The organism is Gilvimarinus japonicus (assembly GCF_042847215.1).
Classification (GTDB): domain Bacteria; phylum Pseudomonadota; class Gammaproteobacteria; order Pseudomonadales; family Cellvibrionaceae; genus Gilvimarinus; species Gilvimarinus japonicus.
Genome location: NZ_AP031500.1, coordinates 3,785,801 through 3,804,013, shown reverse-complemented (window position 1 = coordinate 3,804,013; position 18,213 = coordinate 3,785,801). Strand labels below are relative to the sequence as shown.

13 protein-coding genes are annotated in these 18,213 nt (G+C 54.0%); 3 read left to right on the top strand and 10 right to left on the bottom strand.

Annotated features, from left to right (window positions below):
* The first annotated feature begins 5 nt into the window (after positions 1-5).
* Complete coding sequence (locus ACGHAD_RS16130; protein WP_382414772.1) at positions 6-2,207, top strand: FdhF/YdeP family oxidoreductase; 2,202 nt, start codon at positions 6-8, stop codon at positions 2,205-2,207.
* 34 nt (positions 2,208-2,241) lie between these two features.
* On the opposite strand, the gene ppk2 is transcribed toward ACGHAD_RS16130, so the two are convergent.
* Positions 2,242-3,000: a polyphosphate kinase 2 gene (ppk2, locus tag ACGHAD_RS16125; RefSeq protein ID WP_382414774.1), complete on the bottom strand. Its 759-nt coding sequence runs from the start codon at positions 2,998-3,000 to the stop codon at positions 2,242-2,244.
* A gap of 253 nt (positions 3,001-3,253) precedes the next feature.
* Here ppk2 and ACGHAD_RS16120 point away from each other — a divergent pair, with 253 nt between their 5' ends.
* Positions 3,254-4,549, top strand: a complete 1,296-nt coding sequence (locus ACGHAD_RS16120) for a methyl-accepting chemotaxis protein (RefSeq protein WP_382414776.1) — start codon at positions 3,254-3,256, stop codon at positions 4,547-4,549.
* A gap of 30 nt (positions 4,550-4,579) precedes the next feature.
* On the opposite strand, the gene ACGHAD_RS16115 is transcribed toward ACGHAD_RS16120, so the two are convergent.
* From ACGHAD_RS16115 to ACGHAD_RS16075, 9 genes are all read right to left on the bottom strand, one after another.
* The gene (locus ACGHAD_RS16115) at positions 4,580-5,359 is read right to left on the bottom strand and encodes a FadR/GntR family transcriptional regulator (RefSeq protein ID WP_382414778.1); all 780 of its coding nucleotides are present in this window, start codon (positions 5,357-5,359) and stop codon (positions 4,580-4,582) included.
* A gap of 135 nt (positions 5,360-5,494) precedes the next feature.
* Positions 5,495-6,694, bottom strand: a complete 1,200-nt coding sequence (locus ACGHAD_RS16110; protein ID WP_382414780.1) for an NAD(P)/FAD-dependent oxidoreductase — start codon at positions 6,692-6,694, stop codon at positions 5,495-5,497.
* 68 nt (positions 6,695-6,762) lie between these two features.
* Complete coding sequence (locus ACGHAD_RS16105) at positions 6,763-7,770, bottom strand: cupin-like domain-containing protein (RefSeq protein ID WP_382414782.1); 1,008 nt, start codon at positions 7,768-7,770, stop codon at positions 6,763-6,765.
* A 144-nt stretch (positions 7,771-7,914) separates the two neighbouring features.
* Positions 7,915-9,105 carry a BamA/TamA family outer membrane protein gene (locus tag ACGHAD_RS16100; RefSeq protein ID WP_382414784.1) on the bottom strand — a complete coding sequence of 397 codons (1,191 nt, stop codon included), beginning with the start codon at positions 9,103-9,105 and terminating at the stop codon, positions 7,915-7,917.
* A gap of 95 nt (positions 9,106-9,200) precedes the next feature.
* Entirely contained in the window at positions 9,201-12,776 is a 3,576-nt protein-coding gene (locus tag ACGHAD_RS16095; RefSeq protein ID WP_382414786.1) for a family 16 glycoside hydrolase, read from the bottom strand.
* Between the two features lie 146 nt (positions 12,777-12,922).
* Positions 12,923-13,348 carry an MAPEG family protein gene (locus ACGHAD_RS16090; protein ID WP_382414788.1) on the bottom strand — a complete coding sequence of 142 codons (426 nt, stop codon included), beginning with the start codon at positions 13,346-13,348 and terminating at the stop codon, positions 12,923-12,925.
* 30 nt (positions 13,349-13,378) lie between these two features.
* Positions 13,379-13,978, bottom strand: coding sequence for a DUF938 domain-containing protein (locus ACGHAD_RS16085; protein WP_382414790.1), 600 nt, complete (start codon positions 13,976-13,978; stop codon positions 13,379-13,381).
* 130 nt (positions 13,979-14,108) lie between these two features.
* A complete protein-coding gene (locus tag ACGHAD_RS16080) occupies positions 14,109-14,723 on the bottom strand; it encodes a thioredoxin family protein (protein WP_382414792.1) in 615 nt (204 codons plus the stop codon).
* A gap of 21 nt (positions 14,724-14,744) precedes the next feature.
* The gene (locus ACGHAD_RS16075) at positions 14,745-16,751 is read right to left on the bottom strand and encodes a protein-disulfide reductase DsbD family protein (protein WP_382414794.1); all 2,007 of its coding nucleotides are present in this window, start codon (positions 16,749-16,751) and stop codon (positions 14,745-14,747) included.
* A gap of 177 nt (positions 16,752-16,928) precedes the next feature.
* Between ACGHAD_RS16075 and ACGHAD_RS16070 the strand changes: the two genes are divergently transcribed.
* Positions 16,929-18,182, top strand: a complete 1,254-nt coding sequence (locus ACGHAD_RS16070) for a TonB family protein (RefSeq protein ID WP_382414795.1) — start codon at positions 16,929-16,931, stop codon at positions 18,180-18,182.
* Positions 18,183-18,213 lie beyond the last annotated feature (31 nt).

Here is an 18,213-nt window from a genome sequence, read left to right as displayed (position 1 = left end):
CATAAATGAGAAAAGCGGGTGTCGACGAGCGAGTCAATATTGTGGGCGGCGGGCCTAAAAAGGTCCTCTATACCTTAAAAACCCTTAACCGTATTGGTTTGCTGGACTCGGCCAAAGCCCTTAAAAGCCATAACGCCTGTAAAGCCTGTGGTCTGGGGATGGGCGGCCAGCGCGGCGGTATGACCAACGAGCTAGACGAATTTCCCTCGGTTTGTAACAAAAGCATTCAGGCGCAGTCGACCGATATCCAGCCGCCGATCCCGGCCGAGTTGTTTACGCATACTCTGGCAGAGTTTAACGAGCTGAGCGACCACGAACTTGAGCATTTAGGGCGGCTGGACACGCCGGTCTTTAAAGCTGCAGGCGACAATTGCTATCGGCCCATATCGTGGGACGACGCCATGGCGTTGGCGGCCCAGCGCTTTGGCGCTACATCACCCGAGCGCAGTTTCTTTTACTCCTCTGGCCGCTCGTCCAACGAGGCGGGTTTTGTGTTACAGCTGTTGGCGCGCTTGTACGGCACCAACAACGTCAATAATTGCTCTTACTATTGCCATCAGGCCACAGGTGTGGGGTTAGGCAATGTGCTGGGCAGCGGCACCGCGACTATTACCCTTGAGGACCTTGGCGGCGCCGACTTAGTGTTTGTGATCGGTGCCAACCCGGCCTCTAACCATCCGCGTTTTGTCCATCAACTAAAAAATTGCCGCGATCGTGGCGGACAAGTGGTGGTGATTAACCCCGCCAAAGAGCCGGGCTTGGTTCGTTTTGCTGTGCCTAAAAGTCCTAAGTCGATGATCTCTGGGGGCACTTGGATCGCCTCGCGTTATCTGCAACCCAATATTGGCTCTGATTTAGCACTGCTAAAAGGCATCGCCAAAGCGTTGCTGGAAGCGGGGGCCATTAACACAGATTTTATTGCCGCCCACACCGACAACTTTGCCGCCTATCGGGCGGATATCGAGCAAACCCCCTGGGGGGATATTACCGCGGCGACGGGGTTAGCTCAGGCCGAAATTGCCGCGGTAGCCGACGATTACAGTCGTGCCGAGCACGCGGTATTTGCCTGGGGTATGGGCATTACCCATCACCTAAACGGGGTAGATAATGTCGAGGCTATTGCTAATTTGGCGCTGTTGCGGGGCATGCTGGGTAAACCTGCGGCGGGCCTGCTACCGTTGCGCGGACACAGCAATGTGCAGGGCATTGGCACTATTGGGGTCAAGCCGGTGTTGGCAGCCGATGTACTTGCGGCCATTGAGCGCGAGTGGCAGGTGGCATTACCCGAGGCTCCCGGGCTAGATACACTGGCCTGTCTAGAGGCCGCCGATGCAGGCGACATGGATTGCGCGCTGCAGCTTGGCGGTAATTTATACGCTGCTACACCCAATGCCGAGTTCGCCCGCCGTGCGCTCGATAACGTGGGTTTTAAAATGTACCTCACTACCACGCTTAATCGCGGTCATGTGTGCGGAATGGAGCACAGCGAGGCGTTAATTCTGCCGGTTGCCGCGCGCGATGAAGAGCCCGAGCCCACCACACAGGAATCGATGTTTAACTACGTTAGGTTAAGCGATGGCGGTATTAAGCGCTTGCGCAATGTGCGCTCTGAGGTAGCCATTTTAGCGGAGCTTGGTGAACGCTTAATGCCGCGTAGCCCGGTTAATTTTAGTGCGTTTAAGCAGCACGCTAAGGTTCGCGCCGCCATCGCTGCTACGGTGCCAGGCATGCAAGCGTTGGCCGATATTGATCAAAATCAACAGGAGTTTACGGTCAGCGGCCGCATTTTTCACGCGCCAAGCTTTAATACGCCGAGCGGCAAGGCGGGGTTTAAAGTGCATCAGTTACCCAGCACTATGCTTGAGCGCTACCCGCACCGGTTGGCCAGTATTCGCAGCGAAGGGCAATTTAACTCTATTATTTACGAGCAAGCCGACAGTTATCGCGGTACCACAACCCGCTGGTGTGTGTTGATGGGCAAAGACGATTTACGCGAGCACCAATTAACGCCCGGTGATTTGGTGTCGCTTGTTTCTGCCTGTGGCCGGATGGACGCACTGACCGTGTGTGAGTTTGATCTACCCGCCGGTAGTTTATTGGCCTACTACCCAGAGGCCAATAGGTTAATTGGTACTGAGCGCGACCCCCGCAGTCAAACCCCCGCTTTTAAATCCGTGCCAGTGCGTATTGAGCGGGCGCCAAGGTAACGCGCTGTTATGTGGCGCGCTACCTATGCCTTGATTACTTGGCGATGAGGCCGTCGTGCAGGTGCTTTTGCTCAAAGGTAAAGATCACCTCGGGGTTGGGCTCGACGTAATCGAAGACCCGAACCGGGGACTCGACCTGTTGCAGCAAGTGGCGAATAACCGCCAGTCGCGCTCGTTTTTTATTGTTGGCATTCACCACCGTCCAAGGGCAAGCCGCGCTGTGGGTTTGTAGCAGCATTGCGTTGCGCGCTTCGCTGTAATCGCGCCAATGCGCTTGGGCAGATGCATCAATAGGGCTGATCTTCCACTGTTTCAGCGGGTCGTCCCGGCGATCTTGAAGCCGCTTTTTCTGCTCGTCTTTGCCGATGTCCAAATAATACTTGATCACCTGAATCCCAGATTTGCTCAGCAGCGCTTCAAACTCAACCACCGAGCTCATAAACCGCTGGTATTGTGCGTCTGTGCAAAAACCCATAACCCGCTCCACACCCGCGCGGTTGTACCAGCTGCGGTTCATCAGCACCATCTCTTGTGCTTTGGGTAAGTGCGCGACATAACGCTGAAAATACCAGCTTTTTAGCTCTTGATCTGATGGCTTGCCCAGTGCCACCACTCGTGTCTCTCGTGGGCTCAGGTGCTCGACAATGCGTTTTATCACTCCGTCTTTGCCGGCCGCGTCGCGCCCTTCAAAAATAACCAATAGCTGTAGCTCGTTGCTGATGAGGTAATTTTGTAGCTTAACCAGCTCAATCTGTAAGTGCCGTAGGCTCGCTTTATAACTGTTTTTGCTCATAAATCGCTTCCACCCCCTAAGTGTCTACTATGCGATCTCTTTTTGTGGTGAATCTCGATGTTTTACCGGTTAAGGCCTTAAGGATTTTTGCTTCTGGTCGATATGAAAATATCGCCCCTTCACGTGTGTTGGTCTACTCTTTATCAAGTGTAGACCAGTGAAGTTAATCGGTTCAGAGGCGCCCTAAAATAAATTAAAGCCCAGATATCGCGCGGATGCGGGTAAAAGGAGCGTCATTCACAAGGATAATGCTATGTTCGGAAAGCAGCGTAAAATTGCGCAACAGCTAGATCAGTTGGATGGCCAGTGCGGGGCCCTGCGGGCAGACTTAAATGCGATTAAAGCCAGTATGGGGTATGTCGAGTTTACCCCCAATGGCGACATTATCGATGCCAATCAATTGTTTCAGGATGTGGTGGGCTACTCCGCCCGCGAGATCATTGGCCGGCATCACCGAATGTTTTGCGAGCCAGGCTATGTCGAGACGCAGGAGTACCAACAGTTTTGGCAAGATTTGCGCGAAGGTAAAACTAAGCAAGGCACGTTTAGCCGGCGCATCAAAAATGGCGATACCGTGTGGTTAGAGGCCAGCTATTTTCCGGTGTTCTCGGGCTCAGAAGTGGTAAAAGTGATCAAGATTGCCTCCGATGTCACCGCCGCTAAAGAATCACTGCTCGATCGCAATGCGTTGTTTACGGCGCTGGATAAATCGTTAGCCGTTATTGAATTTGATCCGGTGGGCAATATCTTAACGGCCAATAGTAATTTTTTACAAACGGTCGGATACGATTTGTCTGAGGTGGTGGGAAAACATCATAAGATATTCTGCACGGACAGCTTTTATCGCAATAACCCAGATTTTTGGGAGTCACTGGCCCGCGGCCAGTTTAAATCGGGCAAGTTTGAGCGCCGCAGTAAGACCGGTGAGGCGATTTGGCTAGAGGCGACTTATAACCCGATTTATAACAACCAGGGCCAAGTGTACAAAGTCATCAAATTTGCCAGCGATATTACCGTGCGTATCAATACCGCGTTGCAAGCGGTTGAGACGGCCTCGTCCACCTCCGAAGAAACCTCACACATCACCAATGAAGCGCGCTCGCGACTTGAAGATGCCGTCGCGACGGCGAACCAAGTAAACGATCAGATCGCTCAGGCCGCAGAGATTACCGACCGCTTAAACTCGCAGTCCGATAACATCAGTGCGATTGTGAGCACCATCCGCGCGATTGCCGATCAAACTAACTTGCTGGCGTTAAACGCTGCGATTGAGGCCGCTCGCGCCGGTGATCAGGGGCGTGGCTTTGCGGTCGTGGCCGATGAGGTTCGCCAGCTGGCGTTTCGCACCAGTGAGGCCACAGAAGAAATTGCATCGGTGGTGAATAACGACCATGAGCTGACCCGCACCATTCGTGAAAAAATGGAGCAGGTAAGCCAAATATCGGCGCAAGGACAAACTAAAATCTGTGGTTTAACGGAGGGTATGAACGAGATCGAGCAGGGCGTAAGCCACTTTGCTGAAATGGTAGCATTACTGGTTGAGCGTTAAGCGCTACGCTCAACCAGAGTTGGGCTTTATCTATTGGTCCGCGGTGTACTGAATCCGATTAAGAGAAAAACGCTCCCGGCGCTCGGTAAGCTGTTTTTGAATCTCTTCTACCGCGCGCTTTTCGGTGGTCGCGTGCAGGGCATCCAGCGAGCGTAAAAAGTGGTTGCGCATTGTTATGCGAGCCGCTTGTGTGTCGCGTTTTCGCATCGCCTTAAGAATCGCGCGGTGCTCCTCGATGCGCTTTTTGCCGTCTGTCTTACACACAGACTGGTGCGCCATTTTAATGTCGGGCAAATTCTCCTGAATATCCCAAAGGTGCTGAATGATATTGATCAGCGGACGGTTTTGGGTGGAGTTGGCAATCACGGCGTGAAACTTGCGGTCGGCCACTTCCGAGGTCAGATCCCCCGCCTCATTTTCGGCAATCATTTCATCCAGTGCTGCGGCCAATTCGTCGAGTTGCTCTTCGCTGATGGTAGAGGTGGCCAGTGCCGCTGCTTCAGACTCGATCAAAACCCGAGCCTCGGTAATTTCAAAGGGGCTGTACTCTCGCGGGTTATCGCTCGCGGCTTTAAAGTTTTTAAGTACATACACGCCCGAGCCGGTGCGCACTTCAACGCGGCCCATTACCTCTAATGCAATAATAGCTTCGCGCACGGTTGGGCGGCTAACGCCGAACCGCTCTGAGAGTTCACGTTCTGGAGGCAGTCGCGCACCCGCAGGAAACTCTCCAGAGTCCAGCGAGGCAAGCATTTTTTGGGCAACTTTTTGATAGGTACGCACTGCGCGCTTGCTCCCGTTAACCGCCATAGTGTTTATCTCCAGCTAAATATTATTGATGAATCGCATCAAAGATGCGATGTTCAAAATTAACCCCACACTTGATTGTAACACAGACTTTAGGGATTGGTAATACATATTGGTTGACGCTCGCGCTCAGGTTTGTTACAGCGCTTGCGCTGCGCAGTAACCACTTGCCCATGCCCACTGAAAGTTAAAACCGCCTAGCCAACCGGTCACATCCAATACCTCCCCGATAAAGTATAAGCCCGGTGCTTTTTTGGCTTCAAATGTTTTTGATGAAACCTCGTCGGTATTGATTCCGCCCCGGGTAACCTCGGCGGTGCGGTAACCCTCTGTGCCTGTGGGAATAACACGCCAGCGATGCAGCAGCTCGCTTAACCGTTCGATATCGGTATTGCTCAGTTGCGCAACGGGCGTTTCAAGTGCGCTTTGCTGCGCATGAAACTCAAACCATGCCTGAATAAAGCGCTTGGGTAAATATTGGCTGAGCCGTTTAGTGAGTCCGGCCTTCTCGCCGCTGTCGCGCCATTGGCGCAGTAACGGCTCGAGTGACTGTCCAGGTAAAAAATCAATAACAATTGCATCATCTGGGTGCCAGTAGTTTGAGATCTGCAGCACGGCGGGCCCGCTGATGCCCCGGTGGGTAAATAATAATGCTTCGGCAAAGCGCTGCTGCCGGCAGTCAACGGTTACCGGCAAAGATACGCCAGCGAGCGACTGTGCCAGCCTAAGCAGCTCGTCTTTAAAGGTAAACGGCACTAATGTGGCGACGCGGGGCTTTATGCTTAAACCAAACTGCTTGGCGATATCGTAACCAAACCCCGTGGCGCCCATGGTGGGGATGGACAAGCCACCGGTGGCAATCACCAGCGATTGGCAGCGCCACGGGCCCATGCTCGACTCTAACTGATAGCGGTATTCGGGCGCCTCAATTTTGTGGATTGATGCAATAGCGCATTGGGTGACAATGTCGACACCATGTTGCTCGCACTCTGTTAATAAAATACTAAGAATATCTTTGGCTTTATTGTCGCAAAACAATTGCCCCAAGGTTTTTTCGTGGTAGGCCAGGTTGTACTTATCGACCAGGGCTAAAAAGTCCCACTGCGTAAAGCGCGCTAGTGCGGATTTACAAAAGTGTGGATTGCTGGATAAGTAGTTGGCAGGCTCGATGTTGTAGTTGGTAAAGTTACAGCGCCCACCGCCGGACATTAGGATTTTTTTGCCGACTTTATTGGCGTGATCGAGAAGTGCTACTCGTCGTCCTCGTGCCGCCGCAGATGCGGCACACATTAAACCGGCGGCACCTGCGCCAATAATAACCACATCGTAGCTTTTCATACTTTTCCGGCCGACAAAAGCGCCATGATACGCCATGAGTGCGGCGAAGTCTTGCGGGGCTTCTGGCTCTAGCTGACAGCTTGCTTTAGGTAATTTTTCAGTTGGCGTGCCAGCGCCGGACTCAATCGACTCAGAATGCCGCGCTTTTCTGTTGGAATATGCTCGGCGGGGTTATCCTCACTAAACACGTAATGTTCAAAGTACTCTTGCCAAGCGCGGCGCTGTTCTGGCGGTAGGTGCCCTATGGTTAAAATTGAATGAATGAGGGCGTGCTTAGGTGAGCCGGTTAATTCTGTTAAATTCTCCCACCAGTAATTAACCAGGATATTGAGACTATCGAGCGATTCGACATTGTGCCACCACAGTGGCGGTATATATAGGGCATCGCCCGGCTCTAGGTCGGCAACCAGAGCGTGCTTTAGTGCCTCTTCATAACGCGGATGACGCTCAAGATCCGGCTCTTGTAAAGAGGCAAGGCTTATCGGTTGACCTGCGGGGTTGTGATCAATGGGACCAACATACAGGTTTTTGATTTGTCCGGGCGGAAACAGTGTAAAGCGTCTGCGTCCGGCCACCGCGCACGCTATGTTCTCAGATGTGTCGAAGTGGGCGGGAATATTAACGGCATTGCCGATCCATATGTTGGGTCGTACATCGCCACCGACCAGCCCCAGAGTATTGTCTCGCTCAAAGCCCGGAAGTACGTTGGGTATTTTACTGGCGCCAATATAAATGGCGGGGGGCTGTTGTTGATGTTGAATTGCGGCTAGCCGCTCCAATACATCTTTAAATGGCCCCTCGCGGCGCTCAAAGTTAAAGCCACTGAGGTCGTGGTTATAAAAGAATCGGCCATTAATATTGGGTGGGCCTAAAAAAACCTTAACAAAATCGTTGGTTGCATATGTTTTTAAGTATGCCAGCAATTCATCGCGCGACCTTAGACCAGCCTGAACCACCGGCCAGTGGCTTACTAGGTTACGCATGATAACCGGCTGATAAGCAGGGGCAATATTACTGGAAAAAATATCCGAATCGACCGCAAAGCATTCGCGAACGGGGTTTGATGGTGTGGGCATGGCGCTGGCATTTTTATGAATGTACGTCGAGTGTAAGTGGCCCGGACGCCGCTGCCTAGGGATCTTTACGATTCTAAAGACTTGTTATAGGTGGCCGGCCGACAGACGGTCACTCGCTTTGCGATTGGGGGTGCTAAGGAGTCGTTACCAAGGCGAGCCTGCCTGAATATACCAGGCGGACTCTTCCGGCCCCCAGGCGACATCTACCCCCATGGTAAAACCGTAGCGCCGGGCAACCAGATAGCGAAAGCCGATACCGTAGCTGTCAACGTCTTCGGCGTTGCTCGTTAGCTCGCTCCAGCTTGAGGCGATAAAACCTGCGCCGCCAAAGCCCTTAAGGTGCCAGCGCGGCGTCACTTTATAAGTGGCCTCTACTTCGCTGATAAACGCCTGATTGTTTTGGTAGCGGGCGGCGGGTACGCCGCGCATGCGCAATCCGGGAAGGGCGTAAGGTGGCAGGGTTTCGCCGCTGGCGGCCTCGACACTTTGATAATCAAGGCGCAGGGCAAAGTTAATTTTGTCGCTCAGTTGCCAATAGTTTAACCCGGTAAGTTGGTATTGGGTGTAATTTAAGTCACTGCCAATGGCATCATCAAATTGTACGGCCCGGGCACGGTAGTTATAACCTGCCTCGGGGTTCATGGGGTTGTCGCGCGAGTCGTACTCAAGCACTAGTCCCACCCCGGAGGTGTCTTCACTGACGTCCAGCCGGCTTTGCAAAAATTCCTCGACTTTGTCGTTTAGCTCATCGTTGGGTAAGAGCTCGATGTCGATATGGTTGGCGAGTTTGGTTTCCATATGCTGGTACGTTTGGTAAATGCCGGCAAACCATTTACTGGCGCCTAAACGGAAGGTTAGCTTTTGCAGCATGGCCGGTCCGCGGATATTTAGTTCGACGGGGTTTTGCAAGTCCACATTGGCAATGCGGTAAAAATCCAGATTAATGTCCGGGTAAGCGATACCGCCTTTGTAGCGGATGGTATCGCCCCGCCAAAACCCTATATGACCTGCCCCGCCAAATTTGGTGCCGTTTTCGGTGGCGGCGGCGCCAATAACGGAGATGTTTTCAGGGATTACCCCAGTGGTTTTTGTGCCTTGCTTCTGCTCGTCGGACTCGTGAAAAAATACCCCCATTACCCCTAAGCCATTACCGGTCGCGGGTTCGGTAATAATCACCGGCACGGGTAAAAAACCGAGCATATGTTGGCTTAAAAACTGGCTGGCATCGAACATGCCGTCCTCGGGGTCGATAAAGTCTTCGCTGATGGCAAAGCTGTGGGCGGCGGTAAAGGCCAGAGCGAGAGGGGCGGCTTTAAGTAACGTCAGAGGCTTCATAACCTATCCTTGTGCAGCACTGATCACTAAGGTTAGTCGATAAAAGCCTATAAGTGTAGTAGTGGCCCCAGAGAATATCTGGGGCCGGGAGGCTATTAAAGATTGCGCATTTTAATATTGCGAAACCACACTTTATCGCCGTGATCCTGCAGCAGAACGTGGCCGCCAGAGGTTTTGGCAAAATCGTGCCAGTCGGCGAACTTGCTGTTGTTAATAAGCTGCTGCCATTGGCCGGTGTTCATGTCTGTCTCGACCAGTTTGTAACCGTTTAACCAGTGCTCGATCTTACCGTTGTTCACCACTAAGCGGGTGCGGTTCCATTGCCCGGTAGGCAGTACAGTCACGAATTTGGATTTTATCAAATCGTACAAATCTCCGGCGCGGTGCTTTTCTATTTTGCCGTCCGGGTGGCCCGGGTTGTCTAGTAACTGGTATTCCGGGCCGCTCTGATACGCGTGTTCTAGCTCGGGCGTTTCTTTGACGTTGTAGAGTATGCCGCTGTTGCCATCTTTGGCCAGCTGCCATTCCAGACGCAACTCAAAGTTTGTCACGGGTTCTGGGGTGATCACGACATCGCCGCCTCCGGGCGTTGTCCAGCCTTCATCCTCGGGGGTGCGACCCGTTAAGTGTAAGGTGCCTTCGTCTATGGTCCATCGCTCGCCCAGTGTGTCGCTGTTGTAGTTGCGCAAGCCGTTTAGGGTTTGGCCGTCAAACAATAATTGCCAGCCATCGGCTTGCTCCTGCTCGGAGAGTTGATTGTGATTAACGCTATAGGCGTTATTAATCACGATGGGTTTGTCGGTGGGAATGGCATTTAAGGTGTACCAGGCCTCGGTGGTCCACAGCTCCTGGTCGCTGGCGCTACTAAACGGGCGTTTGATGCGAAAGTACACAACGTGATTTTCTTTTAATCCGGCCAGTTTAAATTGCGCGCGGGTGCGATCTTGCGACAACGCAAACGCCTGCACTTCTAGTGGGCCTTTATCTAACTTAGGGCCGCCGTATTCGGCTGTGGGTTCATAGCGCCACTGAATAATCTCAAAGTCATCGGCGCTGACATTCGCGCTTTCAGCTACTGGTTCGGTAAAGGTAATTTCAAAGCCATCGCTGCGCGCACTGACGCTGAGCATTTCAAAGGTGGTGTTGCCGTTGTAATTTAAGCGTTGCAAACCGTACCAGCTTTTACCCGCGTGACTCCAGTTGCCGGGGTTGCCGACACCGCCGGCAATCAGCGAACCATCGGGTGCCCAGTCCAAACGGTTGATACCGGCCTCTAGGCCTTGCGTAAAACGAAACACAGCGCCTTGTAATCGGCCGTTAACCCGCTCGGCAAAAACACGCTTGATACCGCCGTGGGTGACTTCCCCGTGAATCATTTGGTTTTGGTAGGGGCCAACATTCAGAGGTGCTGGTTCGCTGGGCGAGTTGCCAATTTCATCTTGTGGCAGCCAGACCACAGGCAAGGCTTCTTGTCGTTTGGCGGTACCCTCAAAATCGACCGAACGCGAACCGTACCATGCGCCCTCGGTAAGCTCGACAATTTTACTGGCCGGTAGCCAGTCGCCTTGGTTGTCGGCAACAAATAGTTTTTTATCAATACCAAAACCAATGCCGTTGGGGGTGCGTAAACCGTTGGCGATAAACTCTACGCTGCCGTCCGCCTTACTGATTTTCATGGCGCTGCCACGGTTGGGAGCTTGCGGGTCGGCACTGGCGCCGCCGGGTAAAATCGCGGTGGCAAGTGTTGCGTAAAAATAACCGTCTAGGTATTCCAGCCCAAACGTAAACTCGTGAAAGTTGCCGGTCACCGACCAGTCGTTAGCGACTTTTTGGTATTCATCGATGATGTCATCGCCGTTGACGTCCACCAAGCGCGTCAGCTCTTGTTTTTGCATCACGTAAATATCGCCATCGACCACTTGCACCCCAAGCGGCTCGGCCAAACCGCGGGCGATGCGTTTAACCTTAATTTGCTCGGGCGGCGCATCAAAGTTAGACACTAAATACACCGAGCCTTCCGGGTCCCACGTAGACACCACCATACGGCCGTCATCTAAAAAGTCGATGCCGCCTACCATGGGTTCAAACTCTTTGGGCCGTGCTTGATGTAAGTCGAACGATGGGTGTACGCCGGCGACTTCGTGCTGGTCACCGGGAATGGTTTTAATAATATCCGGGTCGGTAATCACTGGTTTCACCGTGCGCACATCGTTGGGTGTTGCCAATAACATACTCTCTGGTACTAGCTCAAACTTTCCGGTGGCAGGGTTTTTCCATTGCAGCGATAGTGCCGCACCCGAGGTGCCCTGAAAAAAGATAATCTCCAGCGGGTGAATGCCAGGCGCGAGTGACACTTCGGTGTCCATAGGGTCGGGGCCGTGAAACCCCCAGTGATCAATCGTTAGCTCGCCGTCTAAGTACAAATAAGAGCCGTCATCGCTTACTAAACGCAAGGTGGTATTCTGTGGCTCGGTAAGGTTTAAATTGGTTTTTACCTGATACGCAAAGCGTTCTTTAATAGGTTCAAATCCGTCGATGTCGGGCAAGTGCAATTGCGGCGTGTGCGCGCCCAGCGCGGGTGGTGTGGTGCGCAGTATCTCGACGTTGGGTTGGTCGCCACTAAAATAGTGCAAGTACACCATCGCGCCCGGAGTATTCTGCTCCAGTAGCGGTGTCTCGTCTTTTAAGTTAACGGGCACAGCTGGCAAGGTCATCGGGCCTGCGTCGTTATCGGTTATATCTGCTTTAGGCTTAAGCGTAAGAATATACTCAACCATTTGTGCCGCGTCTTGTTCGTTTAAATCGGCGTGGGGCGTCATGGGTACTTGGCCCCAGTTGCCGGCGCCGCCGGCGATAATTTTTTCGCTCAGGGTGGCAACGGCGTCGCTCTCATTGGTGTAACGCTGGGCGATGCTCATATAAGACGGGCCGACGGTTTTCACCTCGGCATTATGGCAGGCGGCGCAATCGCTGTTTTTAATCAGTGCCAACCCCGGATGCTCGGCGCTTGCGTTAGTGGGCTTAGGTTTTGCGCTGACGGGCGGCAGTGGTGGGTAAGAGAGCGTCAGTATAGTGGTGCCGTTACTCAGGCGTAACGTGTCGCCTTCGATCGCGCCGTCGCCTTTAACGTCATAGCTTTTGGGCAAGGTTAAGCCTGCTAATGCGGCTTGCTGTTTACCTGTAAGCCCGCTCACCTCAAAGGTGCGGGTGAGTATTACCCCTTCGGCCGATAGCGCCTGGCTGGGGGTTTCGATAATAGATACCTCACCATTGCCAAACTGCAGTTGGGCGCTGTCGCCACTCAACCGATAACCCTGATAATCGATACCATCAGCCCAGTGGCTGGCGCCATTTAGCAAATAATTACGCGAGGGCGTCGTCGGCTGCGGGCCATGCTTTTGATCGTACACAGCGCCCGAGAATTCTACGCTGCCATCCCACACTTTATACAGCTCGCCACCATCGGTATCGTAGGCGACGCTTAACTCATCGTCTAACCGCACCGTAAGTACGCGGGGCTTGCCGTCTAGTACCGAGCGAAACGCTGGCATCGGGCCGCTTAGGTCGGTGCTCGCGGTGGTTTGTGTGGGGGTGTTGGGGCTGCAGGCGCCTAATACAAAAACGCTGCAAGCCAGCGTCAGGATGGGATTGCGCGCAGGTAAGTTCAGCATAGGATTCTCCGAGGTTCACTCGTTATTATCGGTCGGCTTATTATCAATTGGTTTGGTATAAAAGAAGGGAGTGTGCCATGGCGCTGAGCACCACGGCGGCTGAATACGTTTTCATAAACTCAATTTATACGATTGCTTACACAACCTTACAAACGACCCAGTAAGTTGATGCCGATTAAGCCGAGCAGCACCACCTGCGCGATTAGTGCAATGCCATAAAAATAACTGCGCGGACTGGGGTTTTTTTCAGTCGCAATAGCATAGTAAAGCGCCATATGAATGATGCGCGCTAAGGCGTAAATCATGATTAAGATGCCCACCCAGCGTGGGTTGGTGCCGGTAAACACCGCTAAAAAGGCGCTGCCGATAAACAGCGGAAAGTTTTCTAGGGAGTTCATAAACGTGCGGTTGGCGCGAAACACGAACGAGCCGTGGGAGAGGTGCTCGTCCATCTTGCCCGGTATCGCGCCCGGCTGTTTGGCCTTGCTCATAGCGGCGACGGTGGCTTGTACCAGCAACGTAATCAGGGCGACATAAATCCAGATATAGGCGAATGTGTAATCGAGCGGCATAAAGCGTTCCTTTTGCGTTTTTTGAGTAGATTATTCGTGCGGGCGTTTAATCCAGATCAGTAAGCGATTGTTGGCCGGCATGGCGTGATCTGCCTGTAAGTGTAGATCATGGCTCTGTGCCAGCTCGATTAAGTCTTCTATGGCGCGAATACCGCTGCTTGGGTCGCGCTGGCGCAGCATCTGATCAAACGCAGCGTTGCTCTCGCTAGTGAATTCGCCGTTGTAATTAAATGGGCCGTACAGGGCAAACACGCCTTCGTCGGGTAAGTGGCGGCCCACCTCGTGAAATAAATTTTGCACCAGCGGCCAGCTGACAATGTGAGCGGTGTTCGCCGAGTACACGGCGTCAAACTCGCCGGGCCAGTTCGGTGCCGACAAATCAAAAATAACCGGCCGGTGTAGGTTGTCGCTTGGCTGCGAGTCTATCCAGCTATTGATGCCCGCGTGATTATGCTCCAGGTCGCTGGTTTGCCACATCAAGTGCGCTAGCGCGGGAGCAAAGTGCACCGCGTGTTGGCCAGTGCCCGAGCCAACTTCCAGTACCCGGGTACGATTTGCAAATACGTTTTGCAAAACAGTAAGAATGGGTTGTTTGTTGTTTTCGCACGCTTGGGAAAAGGGTAAGGACATAGAAAGATCGTTGGTTGAGAGTGATAGTAGTGGCTAGGCTTTTGGCGCTGCATTAAAAGGACTAGCGGGTAACGGTGGACGGGACGGGAGATTTTCCGTTCCCCGTTCCCCTTAAGCCGTCCTCCGACCTTTAATACTTAACACTACACCCATACGCGCGGGTGGCTGGTTCTGCCACCGGCTCGCCAGCCATAGCCGAGTCCAGCGCGGCGGCTAAGTAGTTGTGCGAGTCAGGGATTACCGCCGGGTTGGCGGAGTCGTTATCGTCGATGGCGCCAGCGTACACTACCTCGCCCTCGGGATTGATCACAAACATATGGGGCGTGGTTTTTGCGCCATAATCGCGGCCCATATTACCGTCGGGGTCTAATACGAACGCGCTGCTGGCGTTTAGGTTGTGGCTCTTAGCTTCGGCTTTTGCCTCAACCGGGCCCAAGTATCCTTGTTTGCCGTCCGCCGATGAGATCACGGTTAACCAGTTAACGCCTTTATCGGTGTATTTTTTTTGCAGCGCTTGCATGTTGCCGCTGCCGTAGTGCTTGCGCACGTAGGGGCAGTCTTTGTTAAACCACTCGAGCACCAACCACTCACCCTCATAGTCAGTGAGTGCATGCATCTCGCCGGCGGCATCCACCTCGGAGAAGGCGGGGGCGGATTCGCCGGGCGTGGCCACGGCAAAACTTAAGCTTGGCACAGCCAGTGCGGCGGCAAATAACAACGGGCGGATCGGGTTGCGGACGTTCATGTCGGGTCTCCAATGGTTGGGTTATTCGCTATCAAACAGTTCGGTTATCATGCGCTTTTGCAACAGCTGCGGCAAGAGTTGTGCTTGCTGGGCGCCCGCCGGGTACCACGCGTAAACCGGCAGTGAGTTGCGGCCCAGTGCCTCTAGCGCTGCGGTAATTTCCGGATCAAACCGAGTCCAGTCGGCGCGTATCGCCAGTACATTTTTGCGCTTAAATAAGTCGGTGGTGTGATCGGTCTCTAGCACCAGCTTTTTATTCACTTGGCAGGTAATACACCACGCGGCGGTGTAGTCGATAAACACCGGGCGGCCTTGGGCACGCGCGTCGGCAATGGCGGTTTTATCGTAGCTTTGCCACAGCTCGCTGCCGGTTTGTGGCGCGGGTGCTCCGGCCCGCATAATCGTGGTGCCGGTGGCAGCGATGGCGCCCAGTGCGATGGCGATGGCCAGCAGCAAGCGAGTACGGCCGGCGCCGCGCGCGAGCCAAAGCGCAAAGGCCAGCGCGAGCAAGAGGGAGGTGCCAAGTACCCAGCCGATATCGCCCACTAATTTACCCAGCACCCATAACAGCCAAATAACTGTGGCATATAAAGGAAACGCAAAAAATTGGCGTAAGGTGTCCATCCAGGGGCCGGGCGCCGGCAAGCGTTTAAGCAGCCCCGGCGAGGCGCTTAGCAGTAAGAACGGTGCGGCTAAACCGGCACCAAGCCCGATAAAGATCGCCAGCGCTTGCACTGTGGGCAATACCGCGGCCACGCCCAATGCCGCGCCCATAAAAGGCCCGGTGCAGGGGGCCGCGATAAACACCGCTAGCACACCCGTGGCAAAGGCGCCGCCGCGCGAGCCGCCGGCCAGGTTCATTAGGCGGTGACCAAACTCAAACACGCCGCTAAACGACAGTGCCATCAGCCAAAACAATACCGCCAGTGCCAACACCACCGGAGCCGATTGCAACTGAAACCCCCAGCCAATGGCGCTGCCGCCGGCGCGCAGTGCCAGTAACAATGCGCCCAGCAAGGTAAAGGTTGTGAGTACCCCAGCACTGTAGAGCAGGCCTTCGTGCATCCGCTCGGCGCGGCTTACTCCCGGTTGCATTAGGCTAAATACTTTGATGGATAACACCGGAAATACACAGGGCATTAAATTAAGAATGACGCCACCGGCGAAAGCTGCCAGCAGCAAAAGCCACAGTGCCGCGTGACTGGCCTCGGATGTTGACGCCGGGGCACTGTCTATGGCGACGTTATCCAACTGCCAGGCGCGTTTGTCTTGGGCGATGACAAAGCTGGCGGTTTCTGGGGCGCTAACACCCGGTTGGGTGACAAAGTGCAGTGTATAGCCCGAGTTGGTTTCGGTAACACGGGGCCGCTCGGCACTGAGCCAATCGCCATTTAAAGGAAACACCTCGGGCGCGGCGCCTTTGCCGGTGATGGTTAAGTTGGCACTGTTAGTCGTCGTCAGTGAGCGAGGCTGCCAAGGGCTGCTTGCCTCGGCTTGCGGCACGCGCGCACTAAAGGTGTCGAGTAGTGTTTGGTCGGCCTCGGCCCATTGGGTGGTAGCGGCTACCGGCCACTGGCCGCTGATCTGGCCGAAGCCTGGAATACAATTGATTTTGCATACTAACCACTCAAGGTTTATGTCCAGCGTGACGGCCTTGGCACCCGCCTTGGGCGTTATATCAAACAGGTAGGCGACATTGCCCTCGTAGCCTAAGTTGGTTAAGTGTTCAATGGGCAATCGCGTGGGGAAAGGCCACTTGATCTCGCCAATGTGGGCCCCTTTGGCCTTGATATCAAAGCGCGGTGCGGCTCCCGAGTCGCCGGCGTTTTGCCAGTACACATGCCAGTGTGGGTCCACCTCAAAGTAAAAACCAACCGTAGTGCTTTGACCCTCGGCAAATTGGCCGGGGGTGATTAAGTGCACCTTAACGTGCTCACCCGAGGCCTCTGTGGTGGCGCCCGCTGTAAAATTTGCCGCGCTTAACAGGAGCGCGAATAGCAGGACAGGTTGTAGCCAGCGACGGATCATTGGGTTCACCAAAAAATAAAAAATTTAGTTATAAAAGCTGTGCTGTCATAAAACGATAACAGCTATCAATCACGATAGCCTACCGCAAAAAATCAAAAACAACACTTCATTGCGCAGCGCCTCGTTTGCGGCTTTGTGGTGATTTATTGACTTTACCAGCCGACGATAGGGAAAAGTATGAAACGCACCGTTTTTCGTTGTAGTGCGCTGATTGCTGCGCTGATGTTCACATTGTTTGCGCATCGGGTCGCCGCCGCACCGGACGGGGTTGCTCCCTATATAGAGTTGCAACGCGAGCTGTTTTTGGCTGGCCTGTTTTTGCCCGAGCCCACCACCGATGTGCAACTGGCGTTTGCCCAACACGGCTCGCGGCAAATGGAGATTCGTTTTATCGCCGACCATATGACGGCGGGTAAGTTGTCGCGGTTATTTTTGCAGAGCATTGCCATTAATAACTCAGTGGCGGCGCAGCGCGCCAGTGGGGAATCGTTGGCGCGCTTTTTTAACGCCTTTAAAGGCAGTTTGCGGGCGGGGGATATTCTCTCTATTAGCGAACGCACCGATGGCGGGGGCGTCAACGTTTATCTTAACCAGCAGCGCTTGGTGAATATAACCGACCCTAACTTCTTTAATCTACTGCTGGCCACCTGGATTGGCTCGGTGCCGCCCAGCCGGGAATTTAAGCACGCGCTGCTGGGTAACTCGGCGCCGGAGGATATCGCTCGCTATGAAGCGCTCGCCCCCGCGCCGGAGCGCTTGGGTTTGGTCGAGCAGTGGCAAAAACCCGCTCCGGTAATTTCAAATACGGCTGAGTCGGGTGACGTTTTGCCGCAAGAATCTGTAACAACAAGCAAGCGGCAAGCGGTATCGAGTGTTGCCGGGGAGCAAGCGGAGCGTCAGGCAAGTGTTGCAGCACTACCCGCCGTGATGCCGGTATCTGTCCCTGCGCCTGAGGCACCTAACTCTGCGCTGGCAACACCGCCGGCTGCGACGGACGTTGCAGCCGAGCTTGAAGATGGACCAATGGAGCCGGCCGCGCCTAGCCCGGTATTGGCTGCCGCGAGCCAAGGCGGTACGCCACGTCAAAGCCCGGAGCCTGACGACGATTTACCCGATTTTTCGGTGGCATCGTTAGAGCTGCTGCAAGATTACACCGCGACGCTAGTGGCACTGACCCACGCCGAGATTACCTATCCACGGCGCGCCATGAAGTTACAGCAGAGCGGTAGCGTCCGTATGGCGGTGGTACTAAACGCCAGCGGTGATGTGCTTGAGGTGCAGCCACTGCTGACGTCGGGCCACAAGCAGCTGGATGACGCCGTGCGCCGCGCCATAGACAAAGCCGCCCCTTACCCAGCGATTCCGCCTGATTTAGCAGCCGAGCATTTTGAATTTGTGTTTCCCATCACCTTTATGCTTGAGCGCTCTTAAAACCGCCCATGACTTAGCGCGCTCTGCTGGT

Coding starts and splice junctions, on each gene's coding strand:
- ACGHAD_RS16080 (WP_382414792.1), bottom strand. CDS start 14,723: ATGAACGTCCGCAACCCGATCCGCCCGTTGTTATTTGCCGCCGCACTG.
- ppk2 (WP_382414774.1), bottom strand. CDS start 3,000: ATGAGCAAAAACAGTTATAAAGCGAGCCTACGGCACTTACAGATTGAG.
- ACGHAD_RS16115 (WP_382414778.1), bottom strand. CDS start 5,359: ATGGCGGTTAACGGGAGCAAGCGCGCAGTGCGTACCTATCAAAAAGTT.
- ACGHAD_RS16075 (WP_382414794.1), bottom strand. CDS start 16,751: ATGATCCGTCGCTGGCTACAACCTGTCCTGCTATTCGCGCTCCTGTTA.
- ACGHAD_RS16070 (WP_382414795.1), top strand. CDS start 16,929: ATGAAACGCACCGTTTTTCGTTGTAGTGCGCTGATTGCTGCGCTGATG.
- ACGHAD_RS16120 (WP_382414776.1), top strand. CDS start 3,254: ATGTTCGGAAAGCAGCGTAAAATTGCGCAACAGCTAGATCAGTTGGAT.
- ACGHAD_RS16085 (WP_382414790.1), bottom strand. CDS start 13,978: ATGTCCTTACCCTTTTCCCAAGCGTGCGAAAACAACAAACAACCCATT.
- ACGHAD_RS16110 (WP_382414780.1), bottom strand. CDS start 6,694: ATGAAAAGCTACGATGTGGTTATTATTGGCGCAGGTGCCGCCGGTTTA.
- ACGHAD_RS16105 (WP_382414782.1), bottom strand. CDS start 7,770: ATGCCCACACCATCAAACCCCGTTCGCGAATGCTTTGCGGTCGATTCG.
- ACGHAD_RS16130 (WP_382414772.1), top strand. CDS start 6: ATGAGAAAAGCGGGTGTCGACGAGCGAGTCAATATTGTGGGCGGCGGG.
- ACGHAD_RS16100 (WP_382414784.1), bottom strand. CDS start 9,105: ATGAAGCCTCTGACGTTACTTAAAGCCGCCCCTCTCGCTCTGGCCTTT.
- ACGHAD_RS16090 (WP_382414788.1), bottom strand. CDS start 13,348: ATGCCGCTCGATTACACATTCGCCTATATCTGGATTTATGTCGCCCTG.
- ACGHAD_RS16095 (WP_382414786.1), bottom strand. CDS start 12,776: ATGCTGAACTTACCTGCGCGCAATCCCATCCTGACGCTGGCTTGCAGC.